The sequence below is a fragment of the Methylobacter marinus A45 genome, from assembly GCF_000383855.1.
Taxonomy (GTDB): Bacteria; Pseudomonadota; Gammaproteobacteria; order Methylococcales; family Methylomonadaceae; genus Methylobacter; species Methylobacter marinus.
The window spans coordinates 4,291,067-4,309,149 of the sequence record NZ_KB912877.1 but is presented as its reverse complement, the minus strand read 5'-3'; the positions used below and the strand labels follow the sequence as shown (position 1 = coordinate 4,309,149).

The following is an 18,083-nucleotide window of genomic DNA, read 5'->3' as shown; positions in this document are numbered from 1 at the left end:
CATCTTTACTGGGCCTTTTTGATGGGCGGCAAACCCGGGCCGTCACGCAAAGCTTCCGGCTTCGGCGAATACATGCGCATCATGACCTGAAACGGGCTTTTGGGCGCGGGGAGCCAGTTCGACTCCTTACCCTGGCCCGGCGATTTGTGCTGAATGTAAATATCCAGCGAACCATCGGCATTAAAAGCGAGCTTGTCGCGATCGCCAATTGCAAAGCGATTGATCGGATTAGGGACCTGAAAGCCGTCCTTGTCGTACATGGTCAGCGACCAGAAAGCATTCGCGGCCGGCAGTTTGCCTTTCTCGAAATGCAGAACGTAAGCATGTTCGCCGCTGGTCGGGTTGCCATCCGCATCGACAAAGGCGTTGGGGTAGATCGCATCTTCCGGCAGATTGGCGCCCAATCCGGCCATGGCCACCAGGGCGCGCATTCGATAGTCGGTGCCGTAAGTGCCCATGCCGGCCACGACGTAGTTCCAGCCATTCACCGTCTCGCCCAGTTTGCCCTGGGCGACCACTTGCTGAAGGTCGGTTATCGCATCCTTCGCCGCTGCGTTGATTGCAACGACAGTGGCCGGGTCAAGCTTGCTGGCGTCGAACTCGTGCCCAGGCTGTAGACCGAGACGGCGCATGCGAAACAGGATGGGGTAATCATTGCCGTGGGGCGGATGCTTCTTCAGCAGTTGCGAAAACCGTTTTAGAAGATCAACGCCACTCATGTTGTTGACCTGAACCAGCGGCGGCGTTTGGTCATCGACAGCCGGATCCGTGGGCGATTTCTCGGGCGGTGCATATTTTTTGCCCCACCGGCTCAAAGGCGTCAGCTTGTAGGCATCCTGCACCTTGTGAACATTGTCATAGTCATGCGGCCCGTTGGTCTGAGTGCGGCCCATAATCCAGACCACCGGCGTGGGCGCGCGAATGAGTTCCACGCCGTTCGGTAATTTTCCCCGCCAGTCTGGCGATACGATGGCGAAATTTCCGGCCTTGCCGCCGGTGGTGCGAGATCCTGGCACCGCGAACACATCGGTCCACATGTCCAGCATGGGCGTCAGATAGTAGCGGCCGTCGCTATCGGGTACGGACAGCACGACGGGCTCCTTACCGACGTCCAGCCAGGCGAAGGAATAAAGCGTGTCGAAATTGAAGCGCACCACATCCCTGGCCTCCGCATCCGGATATTCACGAAAATGCGCAAACTGATTGATCGGTGCGCGCATGGGCACGCTGGTAGCATCCGGCACGTTAGTTACCTGCCGCATGGTGATATCCATCAGCACCAATGGATAAGCGTAGAGATACGCATCTCTCGCAAGTGCGTAAGTCTCGTCGGCCGAATTGGCGAAAGGCTCAACTTGAGCCATAGTAATCTCGCTAAGTGCGATGAGCAGGCCGAAACCCAGAAACACTTTCCGGAAAACTGTTTTTGCGATATAGACCATGATCGTTCTATCTCCTATGTTGAGTTGCGACTTTCTTAACGCTTACTTTCCACTTTTGATCGTGGTGTAACTGTTGATCAGGTTTCGATAGTCGGGGATGTGGTTCGAGAACAGCGCGCCCAGGCCTTCGACATCGTTGCGCCAGTCGCGGTGCAATTCGCAGGCCACGCCAAACCAGGTCATCAGCTGGGCACCCGCCGCCGACATGCGATTCCACGCAGAATACCGTGTGAGTTCGTTGAAGGTTCCGGAGGCATCGGTCACCACGAAGACCTCATAGCCTTCTTCCAGGGCGGATAAGGCCGGGAAAGCCACGCAGACCTCAGTGACCACGCCGGCGACGATGAGTTGTTTTTTTCCGGTGGCCTTGACCGCCTTGACAAAATCCTCGTTGTCCCAGGCGTTGATCTGGCCCGGCCGGGCGATATACGGCGCATCGGGGAAGATTTCCTTCAGTTCGGGCACGAGAGGACCGTTGGGCCCATCCTCAAAGCTGGTGGTGAGGATGGTCGGCAGCTTGAAATACTTGGCCAGATCGGCCAGAGCCAGGACGTTGTTCTTGAACCTGTCGGGCTCGATATCCCGGACGATGGACAACAGGCCACACTGATGATCAACCAGCAAAACGGCAGCATTGTTCTTGTCAAGGCGAATGTAGGGTTTGCTCATGCTTAATACTCCTTAATCCAGGGTTGGTTGCGCGGGCGGCCATTCTTACACCCTCTCCCGGGTTATGCGGGAAGTGCGATGTTGCTAAGGAACGCGCATAAAATAACTTCCTCAAGTGCGCGGATGAATTTCCGGTGTAGGTGCGAATTCATTCGCACTGTGCGAATACCCTGAAGGGCACAAGTACCCATAGGGCATAAATGAATTCGCACCTACAATTCCTTGATTTATGCCATGCCCATTACTAAGGATTTGGCTAAAAATGACTTCCTGAAACTGGAATCTTGCATAGGATGTGCTGACCAAATCCTAAGGTCATCGGGAATTGACTATTTTGAAAACATCAACTGCGCACCGAAGCGCAGCCCCAGTCCGGCCCACCTTCGGGCCTCTCGAGGTAATAGCGTCCGCCGAATGTTATTTTGGTACTGGACCTTATGCCTCTAAAAAATTCATTTTTGGCAGATTTAGGGCTATTTTTTGTACCAAAAAACTCATATATAGAATGAAAGTACCACGTCTGAAAATCGATTTGAGTTTCGTTGTGCAACTTTTAAGTTTATGACAATAGTGAATTACTAACGGATGTTACGCAGTAAGTTGAATTCAGATCGGTTTAGCAAAGTGTCGCTAGCCCGGATATTTCATAAAAAAAGCGGGCAAATCCCGTAGAGTTCGATAAAATTCAGTTGCTTAGATTGAATTTGAACAAGGATTTGCCCGTGCCAAATTGTACCGCAGCTCAAATAGATTTTCCTGCCTTTAAACGCCGCAAAATACAAGCCCAATTCAGCGGCGGAGCCATCACCAGTGATGGTGGTGTGCTGTTGTTAAGAACCATTGACCAACAGCTCCAGTTAACCCAACGGATTGCGGAACAGATGCACGATCCCAGGGATCCTGAGCGCATCCGGCATCCGGTAGTCGACTTGCTGCGACAACGGGTTTATGGTCTGGCCTGCGGCTATGAGGATTTGAACGATCACGATACACTCCGAAACGATATCGCCTTTCAGACGGCCGTGGAAAAGGATCAGGCATTGGGTAGCCGCTCCACCTTGTGCCGGTTCGAACAGCGGGCGGACCGAGGCTTGATGTGGCGGATGCATGAGGAACTACTGGCGCAGTTCATCGCCTCCTATAAGACGCCGCCGAAGTCCCTCATTCTGGATTTCGACGCCACCGATGATCCGGTTCACGGTGAACAGCAAGGGCGTTTTTTCCACGGTTATTACCGGAATTACTGTTTTCTGCCCTTGTATGTCTTTTGCGGTAATCAGTGCCTGGTCAGCTATTTGCGCCCCAGCAATATTGACGGGGCCAAGCACAGCTGGGCGATCCTGGCCTTGCTGGTCAAACGCCTGCGTCAGGTCTGGCCGGACGTTCAGATTATCTTCCGTGGCGATAGCGGCTTTTGTCGGCATCGGATGCTGAACTGGTGCGAGCGGAAGGGCGTCCGCTATATCGTTGGTTTGGCCAAAAACCAGCGCTTGAAGCGTTTGAGTCAACCCTGGATTGAGCAAGCCCGGACACAATATGAGGCAACACAACAGAAACAACGCGTGTTCACCGATTTGCACTATAAAGCCGGCACCTGGCGATGCCGGCGCCGAGTCATCCTCAAAGCCGAACACATGAGTCAAGGCAGCAACCCGCGCTATGTCGTGACCAACCTGGCAGGCGAGGCGCAAACGCTTTACGAACAAGTCTATTGTGCCCGAGGCGAGATGGAAAACCGGATTAAAGAGCAACAACTGGATCTGTTTGCCGACCGTACCAGCTGCAGTCTGTGGTGGCCGAACCAGTTCCGCCTGCTGCTGTCGACGCTGGCCTATACGCTGATCGAGGCCATCCGCCGGATCGCCCTGAACAACACCGAACTGGCGCAGGCCACCTGTGCCACCATTCGCCTGAAACTGTTTAAGATCGGCGCCGTAGTCATCCGCAATACCCGCCGTATTCGGCTGCTGCTGAGCAGTCATTATCCCTTCCAGTCCCTGTTTCGATCTGTCTGCCAGCGCCTGTGCCCTGATTAGCGCTCGGTAAGTGCTGTACCCGGCACGCTATAAACAACGGGGTAAGGGGGAGCTGTGCCTGAAAATCGGCAATCGACCCTGAAAATAGCCCGTTGAACTTCACCTCCAAAAAATATCAGTCGTTTCTGGTCGTCGAGTGCCTCTGAGGGGCGGCTTCATGGGGCTGATGAAATATCCGGGCTAGCGCGACGATTATTTGAATCGGGTTTATCGCACCCGAAGGCGAGTTACTTTCTTTTGCGCGGCCAAAAGAAAGTAACCAAAGAAAAGGCCGCCCGTTGCCGCTTTTTCCTTGCGCTCCTCGCTTTCGACGAGGGTTGCCAAAAGGGACTTCCTGTCCCTTTGGCAACGCGCTGCATCCAGGCAGCGCCCCTTCGGGCTGTTCTCGCCGAAAGCTGCGGTGCTCGGCGCGGCAAACGGGATAAAATCGTCCGTGCGTAACATCCGTTACTAATTCACGTAGCACCTTCAAGGCTATGAATAGCATAGGCTGGCAACTTTATGGCCCGAAAATGAAGGAATCGTTGCCGTATGCCTTAAAGAGTTGTTATTTTGAATGTTATGTTATAACATTTCTATCACATTGCATTGCCCTCCCCTAACCCTTGAGACCCCTTTTCATGACTTCGAAAATATTACCCGTGACTGTTCTTTCCGGCTTTTTGGGTGCCGGCAAAACTACGCTGCTTAACCATATCCTGACTAACCGCGAGGGCCTGAAAATTGCCGTGATCGTCAACGACATGAGTGAAATCAACATTGATGCCGCGCTCGTTAAAAACGAGGTCGCCCTCAATCGCACCGAGGAAAAAATGGTGGAAATGAGCAATGGCTGCATATGCTGCACGTTACGGGAAGACTTGCTGGTGGAAGTTGGGCAATTGGCCAAGGCCGGCCGTTTTGACTACTTGCTGATTGAATCGACCGGTATCGCGGAACCCATGCCGATTGCCGAAACCTTTACTTTCCGCGATGAAGACGGCGTCAGTCTGTCGGACATTTCCAGACTGGACACGCTGGTAACAGTGGTCGATGCGGTCAATTTCATGCGCGATTATCTGGAAGCCCAGTCGCTGAAAGACATCAATGCCGAACTGGGCATTGATGATGAACGTAACATCGCCGATTTGCTGGTCGAGCAGGTTGAATTCAGCAACGTGATTCTGATTTCAAAGGCCGACCTGGTATGCAGCGATGAGCTGGCCAATTTAACAGCCATCCTTAAATCCCTGAACCGGGAAGCCGAAATCATCCCGATGATCATGGGCCGGGCGCCGCTGCATAAATTACTCAACACCGGCCTGTTCGATTTTGAACAGGCGGAGCAAGCCCCCGGCTGGCTGCAGGAAATGCGCGGCAGCCATACGCCCGAAACCGAGGAGTACGGCATAGCCAGTTTTGTTTACACCGCCCGCAGACCGTTCCATCCCGGCCGTTTTTATGATTATCTGTATCGTGACGATTGGAATAACGGCACCTTGTTGCGTTCCAAGGGCTTCTTCTGGCTGGCCTCGCGCCCCGAGTGGGCGGGTAGCTGGTCACAAGCCGGCGGGACCATGCAACATGGCTGCGCCGGCCGTTGGTGGGCGTCGGTACCGGAAGCTGAATGGCCTGAAGAGTATGCCGTTGACATTCTGGTCAATTGGCAGTCGCCTTTCGGCGACTGCCGACAGGAACTGGTCTTTATCGGCCAAAACATCGATGCCGACAAAGCGCGTGCTGAATTGGACGGTTGCTTGCTGACTGATGACGAACTGGCCGCGGGACCCGCGGTCTGGATATCCTATCGGGACGATTTCCCGCAATGGCTTGCCGAGACGGATCAAGCATGAGTCCGGCATGCCGACCATCCCATGTACCCGCGTTTTCATGTGGATTCGGTCACTTGCCGCCTGGTCTGCACCTATGGCGGTATCGGCACGGAATGGCTGGAAGACGCTTATGTTGACCGCGGCAAATTGGGCGGACTTAAGGACGAGCAATCCGGGCTCATTCTGGACCCGGCCGCCATTTCCGCCATGCCGGCCTATGCGGTGGGCTTGGTGAAAGGCCGTACCTGGGAAGGCAATGAACAACATGGCGCGGTACACCGCTCGCCGCAAGTCAACCCGGCATTACCGCGCCGGTTATTGTTGACTCTCGACTTTGCGTAAGGGTAAAGCATGCTGATTCGTTTTCGCTGGGGCCGTATTTACGACCCGGTCCAAGGGCTGGATAGGGTTATTCAGGATCTGTTCGCGCAAAATGGCGTCATGATTGCCGCGCCCGCGGCTTCGGTAAAATAAAATAAATTCGGGCAAGACCATCGAACAAATTCCGGTTGTACCCAACTAATTTTGATGGGCACTGTTGCAGGAGCAAAAAGACGCGATACACGGTTGCCCTGACCGCCTTGCTGAACAGTTTTGCCACCGAGATGTCATAACAGGTAACGTTTTGGAGTTTTACCATGAATAAAGCCGTTTTATCATTGACCTTATCGTTATGGGCCGCTACGGCCTTCGCCTGGGACGCCCAATCATTTATAAAGCCTTCTCCGGAGGAACTCAAAAGCCGGCTGACGCCGTTGCAGTTCGAGGTGACGCAGCGCGAAGGCACGGAGCGCGCGTTCAATAATGAATACTGGGATAACAAGCAGCCCGGCATTTATGTCGATGTGGTTTCGGGCGAACCCCTGTTCAGTTCGCTGGATAAGTATGACTCCGGCACAGGCTGGCCGAGCTTTACCAGGCCGATCAGCGAGGACAGCATTACCCTCCGAACAGACCGCGGCTTTTTCATCACGCGCACCGAAGTGCGCAGCCGCCTGGCCGACTCGCACCTGGGCCATGTCTTCGACGACGGCCCGCAGGCCACAGGCGGCAAACGCTACTGCATGAATTCAGCCGCGCTGCGCTTCATTCCGGCCGACAAGCTGGAAGCAAGCGGCTACGGGGAATTTGTGCCGATGTTTGAAAAACCATCAAAATAACAACGCGTTCAAGAGCGGACGTCAGCTGATAACCGACCCATGAGTAAACTGACCGACCACGAAATCATAGCGTCATGGAAAAAGAATGTTCAGCCCTGGATCGCGGCTGTCCGTCACGGTGAAATCGAAAACAGAATGCTGATCACGAATAAGGCGGTCGTGAATGCGATATTGCGTAGAGAACCAAACACCGTTCTTGATGTCGGTTGTGGTGAAGGCTGGCTTATCAGGGAATTGGCCCGTACGGGGATAAACGCGCTGGGCATCGATATCGTGCCTGAATTTGTCGAGGCTGCCGCAAAGGATGGAGGCGGAAGGTTTCGGGTGTTGTCCTATGAGGACGTGTCATTGCAAGCGCTCGGTGAACAATTCGATGTCGTCGTGTGCAATTTTTCCCTGCTTGGCGAGACATCCGTTAATCATTTATTTCAACAAATCCCCTCCTTATTGAATGAGCACGGTGCTCTTATTATTCAGACAATTCACCCTGTGGCAGGTTGCGGGGAAAACCATTATGAGGACGGCTGGCGCGAAGGAAGCTGGAGCGGATTCAGTGATGCATTCACCGATCCCGCACCCTGGTACTTCAGGACCTTGGAAACCTGGAAATCGTTGTTTCTGGAAAACGGCTTCAGACTTGTTGAGCAACTCGAACCCGTGAACCCGAAAACCCGTGCTCCGGCTTCCATCATTTTTATCGGAGAGCCCGCCGGCTGACAATGGGGACGGGGCGACGGTAAAAAGCGGCACGACCTGATTCAAGCGTCAGCCGTGCCGCAGTGGCAATCCACATTTACACCGGAGGATCACTATGAGCAAGTACGCAAAATTCGGTGCCATGATCGCGACTTCAACCGTCGTTATGCTGGTGCTGATGTATTTGAACACCTACCAGTTAGAGCATGTGGTTTTCAGCGAGACACGCATGTACATGGCGATCGTGATGGGCGCGACAATGGCTATCATCATGTTGGGATACATGCTGAATATGTACCCCGACCGGCGCGTGAATACAGGTATTTTTGCGGGCAGCGCGCTCGTTTTCGCCCTCGCGCTGTGGCTCGTCCGCAGCCAGAGCACCGTGGACGATGTCTCTTACATGAAGGCCATGATTCCTCATCATTCCATCGCCATCCTGACCAGCGAGCGTGCCCGCATCTCGGACCCGCGCGTCCGCAAGCTTGCCGACGCCATTATCGAGACCCAACGCAAGGAGATTAACGAAATGAAGATCCTGATTAAAGAGCTTGAGGGTCGGCGATAACCGCGTCTATCCCTGTTAAAACAAATCCTCCGTCACATACACGTCATTGCCCGATATGGCGACGCCGATGCCTTGGCGGTCAACCAGCGGAGACAGGATATTGTGTCGATGCGGCGGGCTGTCCATCCAGCCCTGTACTGTCGTTTGCGCGAGCTGGTCCGGATTATTCCAGAAATATTCCCGGCTGACGGTGCCGTTCTCTCTTGTCGTCACTATTTTGTTGTAAAGGCTGTTCAGGAAAATATTTTCGGCCAGACCGGTTTTCCAGGTACGGGGGCCGATTTGCTTCTTTTCGTTCCATCCCTGCCGTTTGCCGCGCGCGGTCGGGTCTTCATGCCGCGGATTGATATGACTGAAGAAATTGTATCTGGCCATTTCCTGGCTGTGATTGCGCGCTATCTCGGTCAGCTTTTCATCCCGCGCCAGTGGCGCCAGGCCGTATTTCTGCCGCTCGCGATTGACCTCCTGATGAATCCGGCGTTCCAGTTGCCGCGGGTCTATCCGGAGCGCGGTGCCTTCATAGGAATCTGCCTGGCAATAGGAAGCGACTAGCCATATCAGTGTAATCAGAGCGAGTTTGTTCATTTCGGGATGGTCGACAGGACGATGAAGTTGATGCGAAAAACAGGCGTTACGCCCAAACGGCCGCCAATGCTATCCGAAATACTCATCCCCATCAATCAGTAAACTTCGGGCATTATTAATTGATGGCTGTTGCGCAAGGGGATTTGATCTTGTTTTGCCGGCAATGCGATTGGTGCTGACGGGTATGGCGATGCGGTGAAGCGTATCAATCGCGAACGATGCGCCTCCTGGCGTCGGCACATCCTCTGTTTAAACAGGGAAGTTATTGACGACCAAATCCTTATAACTATAGGGGTTGTAGAAAACGGTTGTTCTATAATGGTTCTGGTATATAAGACAGGCATATTTTGTTGGACAAAGGAGAACATATGGGAGTCATGCCTTACAAAGAGATTTTAAGCGCTGTCGCTATCGCGCTTACTTTCGCAGCGTTTGTTCCGTATATCCGGACAATCATTAGCGGCGCGACCAAGCCCCATGTTTTTTCCTGGATCATTTGGGGCGCCACAACCTTCGTGGTTTTTCTTGCACAGATCGAAGATAAAGGCGGTGTGGGCGCCTGGCCCATCGGGGTATCCGGATGCATAACGGTGTTTGTTGCATTCCTCGCTTACGTTAAGCGTGCCGATATTACAATCACAAAAACGGATTGGCTATTTTTTACATTGGCAATGTCTTCCTTGCCGCTTTGGTATTTTTCGTCCGACCCATTGTGGGCCGTTGTCGTTCTTACAACCGTCGATGTTCTCGGGTTCGGACCAACGTTCAGGAAGGCGTATAGTTTTCCGCATTCAGAATCCTTGCTGTTCTTTTCCCTGTTCGTTGTCCGCAATATCCTCGTCATGATGGCGCTTGAGAATTATTCCATTACGACAGTACTGTTTCCCGCCGCCGTTGCGGTGGCGTGTATGCTGTTAATGGCAATGATAATGTATCGTAGACGGGCCGCTACTACCCTTGCTGGCGGCACGTAATGGCAACGAATCACAAACTCAAAACCGGCCTGACATTGCACTTAACCGGAGCGCGGCTATAATGCGGTCATGTTTTTTCTGCTTTCCGAGGCCGCGCCCGGCAAGCTTTTTACCTCATGCGAATATGGAAAAGGAACCTGGCATTATGAATGCAATGCTCATTCTGGATAAAACCGTTAGCAAACTGAAAAACTTCCGCAACCACCTGCAAAACAGACCTGAACTCATCAAACGGCATTCAGGCATGCATGTCGTTCAAGGGACGGAACCGGCCATCAAGCATTTGGCTAAAGACGACTCCCTGAAACTGGAATCTTGCATAGGATCGCTGACCAAAAGTAGGCGCTCTAGGCGACGCAGTGAAGCGCATCGCTTTCGAACGTTGCGCCTCCCGTCGTCAGTACATCCTGTGACTGGGACGCTGCTTTTCGCTGGAAACGAACAAAGGGAGGCAAACGCATGAAACTGCCGTTGAGAATTTTATTTTTGCTCCTGGCCGCTTCCGCCCTGTCAGGCCGCGTATCGCAAGCGCAGGAGGCCGATCTGGCCGGTTCCGGCGATCATCCCCTGGTCGGACGTTATGAAGGATCGCACATCAACTTCTACGAGACCAAAGCCTACGAAGAATTGAAGCTGCCGGGCAAAGCGCTGGAACGCGGCGAAAAGGACAAGCCCGAGGCATGGCAGGTGGACCTGTCCGGGAAGCTTACGTCGATCAGATATGAGGGACCGGGAGATCGCTCGGTCCTGGAAGTCATGCGTAACTACGAAGCGGCATTGCGTTCGAAGGGTTTCGAGATCCGCTTTTTCTGCAAGGGCGCGAATGAATGCTCGCCGGCCCGGGCGGCTTCGACCTTCTGGACGGCCGGAAAGGGACAAATCGGCCTGCCCACAACCTGGGACACGAGCGTCTACCTGCTGGCGGAGAAAGCGGGAGCGGACAGCCGGGTTACCGTCGGCATGCTCGGGGTCGAAACAAAAGCGACCAAAAACCGCCCCTTGACGCCGCATGTCGCCGTGACCGTCGTTGAATCAAAGCCGATGGAAGCCGACAAGATCTCGGTCGTCGAGTCCAGCGAAATGCAGCAGGCTTTGGAGCGCGACGGCCGGATTGCCATCTACGGCATCTACTTCGACTTCGATCAGGCGGAGATTAAGCCGGAGTCAGCGCCCCAGATTAAACAATTGGCCGCGCTCTTGGCCGGGAATCCCGGTATGCAACTGTTGATTGTAGGGCACACGGACGGCAAAGGCGCATTCGACTATAATTTGTCCCTTTCCCAGCGCCGGGCCCAGGCCGTCGTAAACACGCTCGTATCGGAGCATGGCATCGACAGTCAGCGTCTGACACCGGCGGGAGCCGGCATGGTGGCACCTGTCGCTTCTAACCGGACGGAACAGGGCCGTGCAAAAAACCGGCGTGTGGAGATTGTCGAACGCTACACCGGCAATTGATGATGTAGGCATGCGATGATTCTTCTATGCAGGTGCGGGTTCCAGTGCGAATGAATTCGCACCTGCGATTCCATGCTTATGACCATACGCTCCGGTTCACTGCGCCTCCTGCTGACTGACTGCCGCCATTATGTCCATCCGCCGCCTAATGCCTTGTAAATATTGATCGCCGCTATGCGTTCGCGCTTGATGACATTGATCAGTTCGAGATTGGCCTGCAGGGCGCTTTGCTGGGCAATCAGAATCTCCAGGTAGTTTGCCCTGGCGGTTTTATAGAGTTCGTTGGAGGTTGCAACGGACTTTTTCAAGACCTCGCTTTGTTGCTTTTTCAGGGCGTGCACTTGCCGCAAATTCTCGATTTTTGAAAGTTCGTTAACCACTTCGACATAACCGTTCAGAATGGTTTTCTGATAGTTGTACATGGCGCTCAACTGATTGGCCTTTGCCGTATTGAACCGCGCTTTCAACGCATTCCTGTTGATCAGCGGCGCAATCAGGGTTCCCATGACGGAATAGGCAAGCGAGGCCGGCGACGCAAATAAAAATTCGGGGTTGAATGCCTGGAAGCCCAAAGTCGCGGTGATATTGAAATTCGGGAAAAAAGCCGCCTTCGCCGCTTTCAAATCAAATTTGCTTGCCTGAATCTGAAACTCCGCCGCGCGAATGTCGGGGCGGTTCGCCAGCAATTGCGAAGGCACGCCGGATGCAATTTGTTTGGGAACCACCTTGAACAAAAGCTCTTTCGACCGTTCAATGGGCTGGGGATAACGCCCCAGCAGGAAATTTAGCTGGTTTTCGGCTTCCGTGATTTGTTGCCGCACTTTTTGGGCCAAAATCCGCGTATTGAGCAGCTGCGCGTTGAATTGCTGTACCGCCAGCTCATTCGCCCTGCCCGCTTGTTTCTGCAGCTTTATGACCTCCAGCGCTTCCTGCTGTTTCTGTATGGTCTGCCTGATGATGTCCAGCTCATTGTCCAGGGCCAGCAATTTGTTATAGTAAATCGCCACATCGGCCACCAGATTTGAAATGACGAAGTTGGTTCCTTCAATGCTTGCCAGATATTCCGAAATCGCTGACTTGCGCTGGTTTCGCAGCTTGCCCCAGATATCGACTTCCCAGGATGCCTGCAGACCCAGATAAATATCGGGCAAGTGTTCGGGCACGATTTGGCCGGGCGTGATTTCGGTGGAAGCGTTACCTGCCCCGTCCATGGTGTAAAGCCCGAATTTGCGCACACTGCCGCCTATATTCAAATCCACTTTCGGCAGCAGCGCGCCGTTGGCCAGTTTCACGCTTGAGCGCGATACTTCAATGCGCTGCAAGGCCATTTGCAAATCGAGATTGTTGCTGACGGCGGTATCGATCAGCTTTACCAGATGCGGATCGGCAAAGTATTGGCGCCAGTCGATGTTTGCAATGCTCGTGGTTGTGCTGCTTTTTTGATCCTGGAAACTTGCCGGCATTGCCTTTTCCGGAATGGACAAGTGGGTATCGAGTGTCGAGCATCCACTGAAGGTCATCGCCAAAGACGACAAGATCAGGGAGTTAAAAATTTGATTCTTCATTTACTCTTACGTAGTAGATATTAGAGCTTTTATTCATTAGTCGGAAACATTACCTTCAGACATGCGTCGCCATGAAAAACAAGCCATTCACTGACCGATAGGGCGTCAGAGATTTTCATAAATCCGGTAGGGTACGCATCGCGTACCTTTTGGGATGACTTTCACCGGAACCGCTGGAGAAGGTATGCACTGCGTACCCTACTGTATTTTTCAGGCAGGCCTGTCAATAACAATAGTCAATTTTTACAACAGCCGTTGTTTTCGGGTAACGGCTGATTGCTCTAGGCACGGGCGATTTTGCTCCCCTCGTTTGAGGTGGCAGGCAGCGCAACTTTTATCCTCTCTTGCTGCGTGGCCTGAAAGCCCGGTTAACGATGCGTTTGAAATCCATTTGAATTCGACTCACTGCGTAATCAGTCAAATAGTTTCAGATAACGCAATTTCTTCCTTCCTTCCGTTACGTTTGCGCTTGTCCGCGATTTTCGCAAACACCACATATAAACCGGGGATGACGATGACCCCGAAAATTGTGCCGAAAATCATGCCCCCCGCGGCTGCCGAGCCGATGGTATTGTTGCCTATTTTTCCCGCGCCGGAAGCGAACATGAGTGGAATAAGCCCGGCAACAAACGCAAAGGAGGTCATCAGAATAGGCCGCAAACGCAGCGCGGCGCCTTCAACGGCCGCTTCAAACGGCGTTTTTCCCAGCCGGTGCTTCATGACGGCATATTCGATGATCAGAATGGCGTTTTTGCCGAGAATGCCGATCAGCATAATCATCGCGATTTGCGCATAGATATTATTTTCCAGCCCCATGACCATCAGTAAGAACAAGGCGCCGAAGATGCCCATCGGCAGAGACAGAATCACCGGCATGGGCAGCAGGAAGCTTTCATACTGCGCCGCCAGCAGCAGGTATACGAACACCAGGGAAATCAGGAAAATGTAAATAGCCTGGTTGCCGGCCCGCGCCTGATCCCGGGATGACCCGGCCCAATCATAGCCAAAACCCTTCGGCAGCTTTTGCGCGGCAACGTCCTTGATTGCGGCGATAGCCTGTCCGCTGCTGTAGCCTTTTGCCGGCTGCCCGTTGACCATGGCCGAGGTGTACATGTTATAGCGTGTCACCTGCTCCGGACCATAGACTTTTTCAGTCCAGAGAAAAGAAGAAAAAGGCACCATTTCCCCTGCATCATTTTTGATATACAGCTTCATCAGGTCGTCAGGCTGGGCGCGGTATTCCGGCAACGCCTGCACCATGACTTTATACATCTGGCCGAAGCGGATAAAGTTGGTCGCGTATTGGCTGCCGATGAGCGTTTGAAGCGTGCTCATGGCATTCTCGGCGGTGATGCCTTTCTGAGCGGCCTTATCGCCATCGATATGCAGCAAAAATTGCGGAAAACGCGCATTGAAAGTGGTGAATGCATTCTCTATCTCGGGCCGCTTGTTGAGTTCCGCCACAAAGGATTCGGCCACTGTCTGCAGCCTCGCTAGGTCAGCCGAACCGGTTTTGTCCAGCAAGCGCATTTCAAAGCCGCTGGAGTTGCCATAACCGGGCACCGGCGGAGGCGTGAAAAATTCGATGCTGGCGTCCTTGATATGCCGGGTTTTGTCTTCAAGCGTTCGGATAACGTCCTTATCTGAAACCGTTCTTTTATCCCAGTTTTTCAAGCTGATCAGATTCATGCCATACACGGCGCCGGTGCCTTCCGAGAGCAGACTGAACCCGGCCAGGCTTGACACCGAATTGACGCTTTGCAATCGCGATGCGATACGCTGCACTTCATCCGACACTTTCTCGGTGCGCTCAAGGGTCGCTCCCGATGGTGCGGTGATATTGGCGTAAATAGTGCCTTGATCTTCCTCGGGAATAAACCCCGAAGGCACGATCCGGCCGATCAAGCCGGAGCCTATGGAGAATGCGATCAATATGCCGAACGTGATCAAACGCCTGTTAGCGATAGCTCCGATCAGCTTCCTGTAGTTGCCGGACAGTTTGTCGTAGCCACTGTTAAAGCGCCCGAAGAATTTTTGCAGTAACGACTTTTTAGCCTGTTTGTCGTTATGCATATTCTTAAGGAACAAGGCGCAAAGCGCGGGCGTCAGCGTGAGCGCGGTGATGCCCGAGAGGACAATGGAACAGGCCATGGTCAGGGAAAACTGCCGGTAAAAAACGCCCGTGGGGCCGTCCATGAAGGCCACCGGCAAGAAAACCGCCGACATCACCAGGGTAATGGCGATAATCGCCCCGCTGATTTCCCGCATGGCTTGCTCGGTTGCCTTGCGGGCTCCCATGCCCGAATGCTCCATCTTGGCATGCACGGCTTCAATGACCACAATGGCATTGTCCACGACGATACCAATGGCAAGCACCAGGGCAAACAGGGTGATGAGGTTAAGCGAAAAACCCATTAACTGCATGAAGAAAAAAGTGCCGATCAGTGAAACCGGCACGGCCAGGATGGGGATGATGGTGGAACGGAAATCCTGCAGAAAGATAAACACCACCAGGGCCACCAGCACGAAGGCTTCTGCCAGGGTTTTAATGACTTCATGGATGGAAGCGTCCAAAAACTCGGACACATCATAGCTCAGGGTATAGTCCATGCCCGGCGGGAAGGAGTTCGCCTTAATCTCGGCCATGGTAGTCTTGATATTGTCGATCACCTCCTTGGCATTGCTGCCCGGACGCTGCTTTAACAAAATGGCGGCGGAGGGCTGGCCGTTTTCCTTGGAAAGCACATCGTAATCCTGGGAATCGAATTCGATCTCGGCCACATCCTTAAGCCGCAGAATTTCACCATCGTTCTTGCCGCTTATCACGATGTTTTCATACGCTTCCCGGGTACTGTGCTTGCCGGTGTATTTTAAAACGTATTGCAGTGCCTGCGCCTTTTTACCGGAGCTTTCCCCTATCTTGCCGGGAGCGGCCTCCACGTTTTGCGCCTTCAGTTTTTCAATGATTTCAGCGGCCGAGATGTTGTACATCATCATCTTGTCGGGTCTGAGCCAAACGCGCATGGAGTATTCCCTTGAGCCCAATATTTCGGCGAAACCGACCCCTTCTATCCGCTTGAGTTCTTTTAAAACATTAATATCGGTAAAATTGTAGAGAAATTTTTCATCCAGCTGCGGATCGGAACTGAGCAGGTTGATATACAACAGCATGCTGTTTTGCACTTTCTCGACAATGACCCCCGCCTTGATCGCTTCGGCGGGCAACTCATCCAATACCGAGGACACTCTGTTCTGAACATTGACCGAGGCCACTTCCGGGTCGACGCCCGCTTTGAAAATAATCTGGATTTCGCCGCTGCCGTCGTTGCCGGAAACAGACGACATATAAGCCATGCCGGGCACGCCATTGATCGCGCGCTCAAGCGGCGTTATGACGGCTTTGACGACGACTTCCGCATTGGCGCCGGTAAATTTTGTCGTCACATTGACTTCCGGCGGTGCAATATCGGGAAATTGAGTGACAGGCAGTTGAGTTAAGGACAACAAGCCCATCAACGTAATAAGAATCGATATGACGATGGACAATACCGGACGATGAATGAATTTTGCAGTCATAATGATAATTGTCGCTGGGTTAATCTCTCCGGCTTAACACCATGTTTTCTTCCAAATCAACACGAATAAAGCGTATTTTGTTGCCATCCCTGACATTGCCGACGCCCTCGTACAGTATCTTTTCGTCTTTCGACAAACCGGACTTTACGACATAAAAATCATCAAACCGCATTTTGGGAATGATATTTCTTTGCTCAAGCACACCCTCCCGGTCCACCGCGAAAACATAAAGTTTGTCCTGTATTTCAAACGTTGACTTTTGTGGCACCAGCAAAGCATTTCTCATCTCCTTGTTTATGATGACCTTGCCACTGGCCCCATGCTTTAAAATTCCATTCGGATTGGGAAATCTTGCCCTGAAAGCGATATTGCCCGTAGCCCGGTCGAACTCGCTTTCAATGGTTTCTATTCTTCCCTGGTAGCCGTAGAGCACATTATTGGCGAGTCTTAAATCAACGGTTTTTGCTTTTTTCCCTTCAGCGGTGATGTAGTTTAGATATTCGGTTTCCGACAGGTTGAAATAGGCGAAGACTTCCCGGCTGTCGGATATGGAGGTCAACATATCGCCTTCCGCTATCAAACTGCCGACTTTTTTCGGAATACGGTTGATAATGCCTTGGTAAGGCGCTCTTATTTGCGTATATGAAAGCTGTAAGGCAGCCTGTTCTTTGTTGGCCAGAGCCTCTGCCACTTCGGCTTTTAATGCATCCACTTTTGCTTTTGTTACCTCAAGCTCCGTCCCGGACACAATGTCTTTATCCACCAGCAGCCTTACGTTTTTCAAATCAACCCGGGCTGCCTTCAAGTCCGCCACGGCCTTCTTGTAAACGGCATCAGCCTTTTGCACTTCTTTCTCAAAGTCCAGGGCGTTAAGCGTAAACAGCAATTGCCCTTTCTTTACCGGCTGGCCTTCATCCGCATGAATTTTTTCAATATAACCTTTAACCTTGCTTCTCACCTCGACATACTTCACCGACTGAATATCGGCGACATATTCGTTACTGTAGGTAGTGTCTTTTACGATGGGCTGTATAACCTCGTAAGTATCGACAGTCTCGGTTTCTTTTGGTGGAGTGCAGGATGCCATGGTTAAGCACAACGCAAGAAACAGTATTTGGCTCTTTTTCATTTTGTAATCAGGTCAATTAAATTTCAGCGTATGAGGATAATTTTCTGATCATGCTTCATACGGACATAGGTACGGGTAAGGATTTTTCCAACAGACAAAATTTGATGTGTAACAAGATTTCTGATCTGTTCATTGAATGCCGCCTTCACTTCTTCCAATTAATACATGTTTAATTGGAAAACAGAATGCTGCGCAGGAAATTACGCGATTATCAGCAAACGGGTACAAACACTTAAACCGGGTTGATAGCCTTGTAAAAAATGGAACGACTTTTTACCTTAATCAATTTCAAACGCTCTGTCAAAGTTGACAAAATACAAATAACGTTATATTTCCATTAGTTAACTCGTCTTGGGCATTTTAGCTCCCGAACAAGTGTGGCTTTTTGCGGCAATTGAAGGCAAAGCGCATCAACGG

17 protein-coding genes are annotated in these 18,083 nt (G+C 52.3%); 10 read left to right on the top strand and 7 right to left on the bottom strand.

Annotated features, from left to right (window positions below; all coding sequences use genetic code 11):
* Positions 1-5: 5 nt before the first annotated feature.
* Together METMA_RS0120225 and ycaC are read right to left on the bottom strand one after the other, a co-directional pair.
* Entirely contained in the window at positions 6-1,442 is a 1,437-nt protein-coding gene (locus METMA_RS0120225) for a DUF1254 domain-containing protein (RefSeq protein WP_020160936.1), read from the bottom strand.
* Positions 1,443-1,484: 42 nt separating this feature from the next.
* Positions 1,485-2,111 (bottom strand): isochorismate family cysteine hydrolase YcaC, encoded by a 627-nt coding sequence (ycaC, locus tag METMA_RS0120220; protein ID WP_020160935.1) that lies wholly within the window; start codon positions 2,109-2,111, stop codon positions 1,485-1,487.
* A gap of 722 nt (positions 2,112-2,833) precedes the next feature.
* On the opposite strand from ycaC, the gene METMA_RS0120215 reads away from it, so the two are divergent.
* A complete protein-coding gene (locus METMA_RS0120215; RefSeq protein ID WP_020158288.1) occupies positions 2,834-4,147 on the top strand; it encodes an IS1380 family transposase in 1,314 nt (437 codons plus the stop codon).
* Positions 4,148-4,354: 207 nt separating this feature from the next.
* On the opposite strand, the gene METMA_RS0120210 is transcribed toward METMA_RS0120215, so the two are convergent.
* The gene (locus METMA_RS0120210) at positions 4,355-4,591 is read right to left on the bottom strand and encodes a hypothetical protein (RefSeq protein WP_020160934.1); all 237 of its coding nucleotides are present in this window, start codon (positions 4,589-4,591) and stop codon (positions 4,355-4,357) included.
* Between the two features lie 176 nt (positions 4,592-4,767).
* On the opposite strand from METMA_RS0120210, the gene zigA reads away from it, so the two are divergent.
* The 6 genes from zigA (at position 4,768) to METMA_RS0120180 (ending at position 8,382) form a co-directional block, all read left to right on the top strand.
* A complete protein-coding gene (zigA, locus tag METMA_RS0120205; RefSeq protein ID WP_020160933.1) occupies positions 4,768-5,979 on the top strand; it encodes a zinc metallochaperone GTPase ZigA in 1,212 nt (403 codons plus the stop codon).
* 21 nt (positions 5,980-6,000) lie between these two features.
* Positions 6,001-6,300, top strand: coding sequence for a DUF1826 domain-containing protein (locus METMA_RS25200; protein WP_020160932.1), 300 nt, complete (start codon positions 6,001-6,003; stop codon positions 6,298-6,300).
* Positions 6,301-6,309: 9 nt separating this feature from the next.
* Positions 6,310-6,432 carry a hypothetical protein gene (locus METMA_RS28070; protein ID WP_020160931.1) on the top strand — a complete coding sequence of 41 codons (123 nt, stop codon included), beginning with the start codon at positions 6,310-6,312 and terminating at the stop codon, positions 6,430-6,432.
* A 164-nt stretch (positions 6,433-6,596) separates the two neighbouring features.
* Positions 6,597-7,118, top strand: a complete 522-nt coding sequence (gene msrB / locus METMA_RS0120190) for a peptide-methionine (R)-S-oxide reductase MsrB (RefSeq protein ID WP_020160930.1) — start codon at positions 6,597-6,599, stop codon at positions 7,116-7,118.
* Positions 7,119-7,157: 39 nt separating this feature from the next.
* Positions 7,158-7,835, top strand: a complete 678-nt coding sequence (locus tag METMA_RS0120185; RefSeq protein WP_020160929.1) for a class I SAM-dependent methyltransferase — start codon at positions 7,158-7,160, stop codon at positions 7,833-7,835.
* A 94-nt stretch (positions 7,836-7,929) separates the two neighbouring features.
* On the top strand, positions 7,930-8,382 hold the full coding sequence (locus METMA_RS0120180; RefSeq protein WP_020160928.1) for a DUF305 domain-containing protein: 453 nt from the start codon (positions 7,930-7,932) through the stop codon (positions 8,380-8,382).
* 15 nt (positions 8,383-8,397) lie between these two features.
* Here the strand turns inward: METMA_RS0120180 and METMA_RS0120175 are convergent, their stop codons facing one another.
* Positions 8,398-8,967: a CAP domain-containing protein gene (locus tag METMA_RS0120175; RefSeq protein ID WP_020160927.1), complete on the bottom strand. Its 570-nt coding sequence runs from the start codon at positions 8,965-8,967 to the stop codon at positions 8,398-8,400.
* 368 nt (positions 8,968-9,335) lie between these two features.
* On the opposite strand from METMA_RS0120175, the gene METMA_RS0120165 reads away from it, so the two are divergent.
* The 3 genes from METMA_RS0120165 to METMA_RS0120155 all read left to right on the top strand — a co-directional run bounded on the left by METMA_RS0120165 (position 9,336) and on the right by METMA_RS0120155 (position 11,396).
* Entirely contained in the window at positions 9,336-9,941 is a 606-nt protein-coding gene (locus METMA_RS0120165) for a hypothetical protein (RefSeq protein ID WP_020160925.1), read from the top strand.
* Positions 9,942-10,086: 145 nt separating this feature from the next.
* A complete protein-coding gene (locus METMA_RS27600) occupies positions 10,087-10,404 on the top strand; it encodes a hypothetical protein (RefSeq protein ID WP_198014553.1) in 318 nt (105 codons plus the stop codon).
* Positions 10,401-11,396 (top strand): OmpA family protein, encoded by a 996-nt coding sequence (locus tag METMA_RS0120155; protein ID WP_020160923.1) that lies wholly within the window; start codon positions 10,401-10,403, stop codon positions 11,394-11,396. The genes METMA_RS27600 and METMA_RS0120155 overlap by 4 nt, the downstream gene beginning before the upstream one ends.
* Positions 11,397-11,524: 128 nt before the next feature.
* Here METMA_RS0120155 and METMA_RS0120150 read toward each other — a convergent pair whose 3' ends face one another.
* The 3 genes from METMA_RS0120150 to METMA_RS25195 all read right to left on the bottom strand — a co-directional run bounded on the left by METMA_RS0120150 (position 11,525) and on the right by METMA_RS25195 (position 17,666).
* Entirely contained in the window at positions 11,525-12,961 is a 1,437-nt protein-coding gene (locus METMA_RS0120150) for an efflux transporter outer membrane subunit (RefSeq protein WP_027147497.1), read from the bottom strand.
* Positions 12,962-13,378: 417 nt separating this feature from the next.
* Complete coding sequence (locus METMA_RS0120145) at positions 13,379-16,537, bottom strand: efflux RND transporter permease subunit (RefSeq protein WP_020160921.1); 3,159 nt, start codon at positions 16,535-16,537, stop codon at positions 13,379-13,381.
* 19 nt (positions 16,538-16,556) lie between these two features.
* Positions 16,557-17,666, bottom strand: a complete 1,110-nt coding sequence (locus METMA_RS25195) for an efflux RND transporter periplasmic adaptor subunit (RefSeq protein WP_036252538.1) — start codon at positions 17,664-17,666, stop codon at positions 16,557-16,559.
* Positions 17,667-18,083 lie beyond the last annotated feature (417 nt).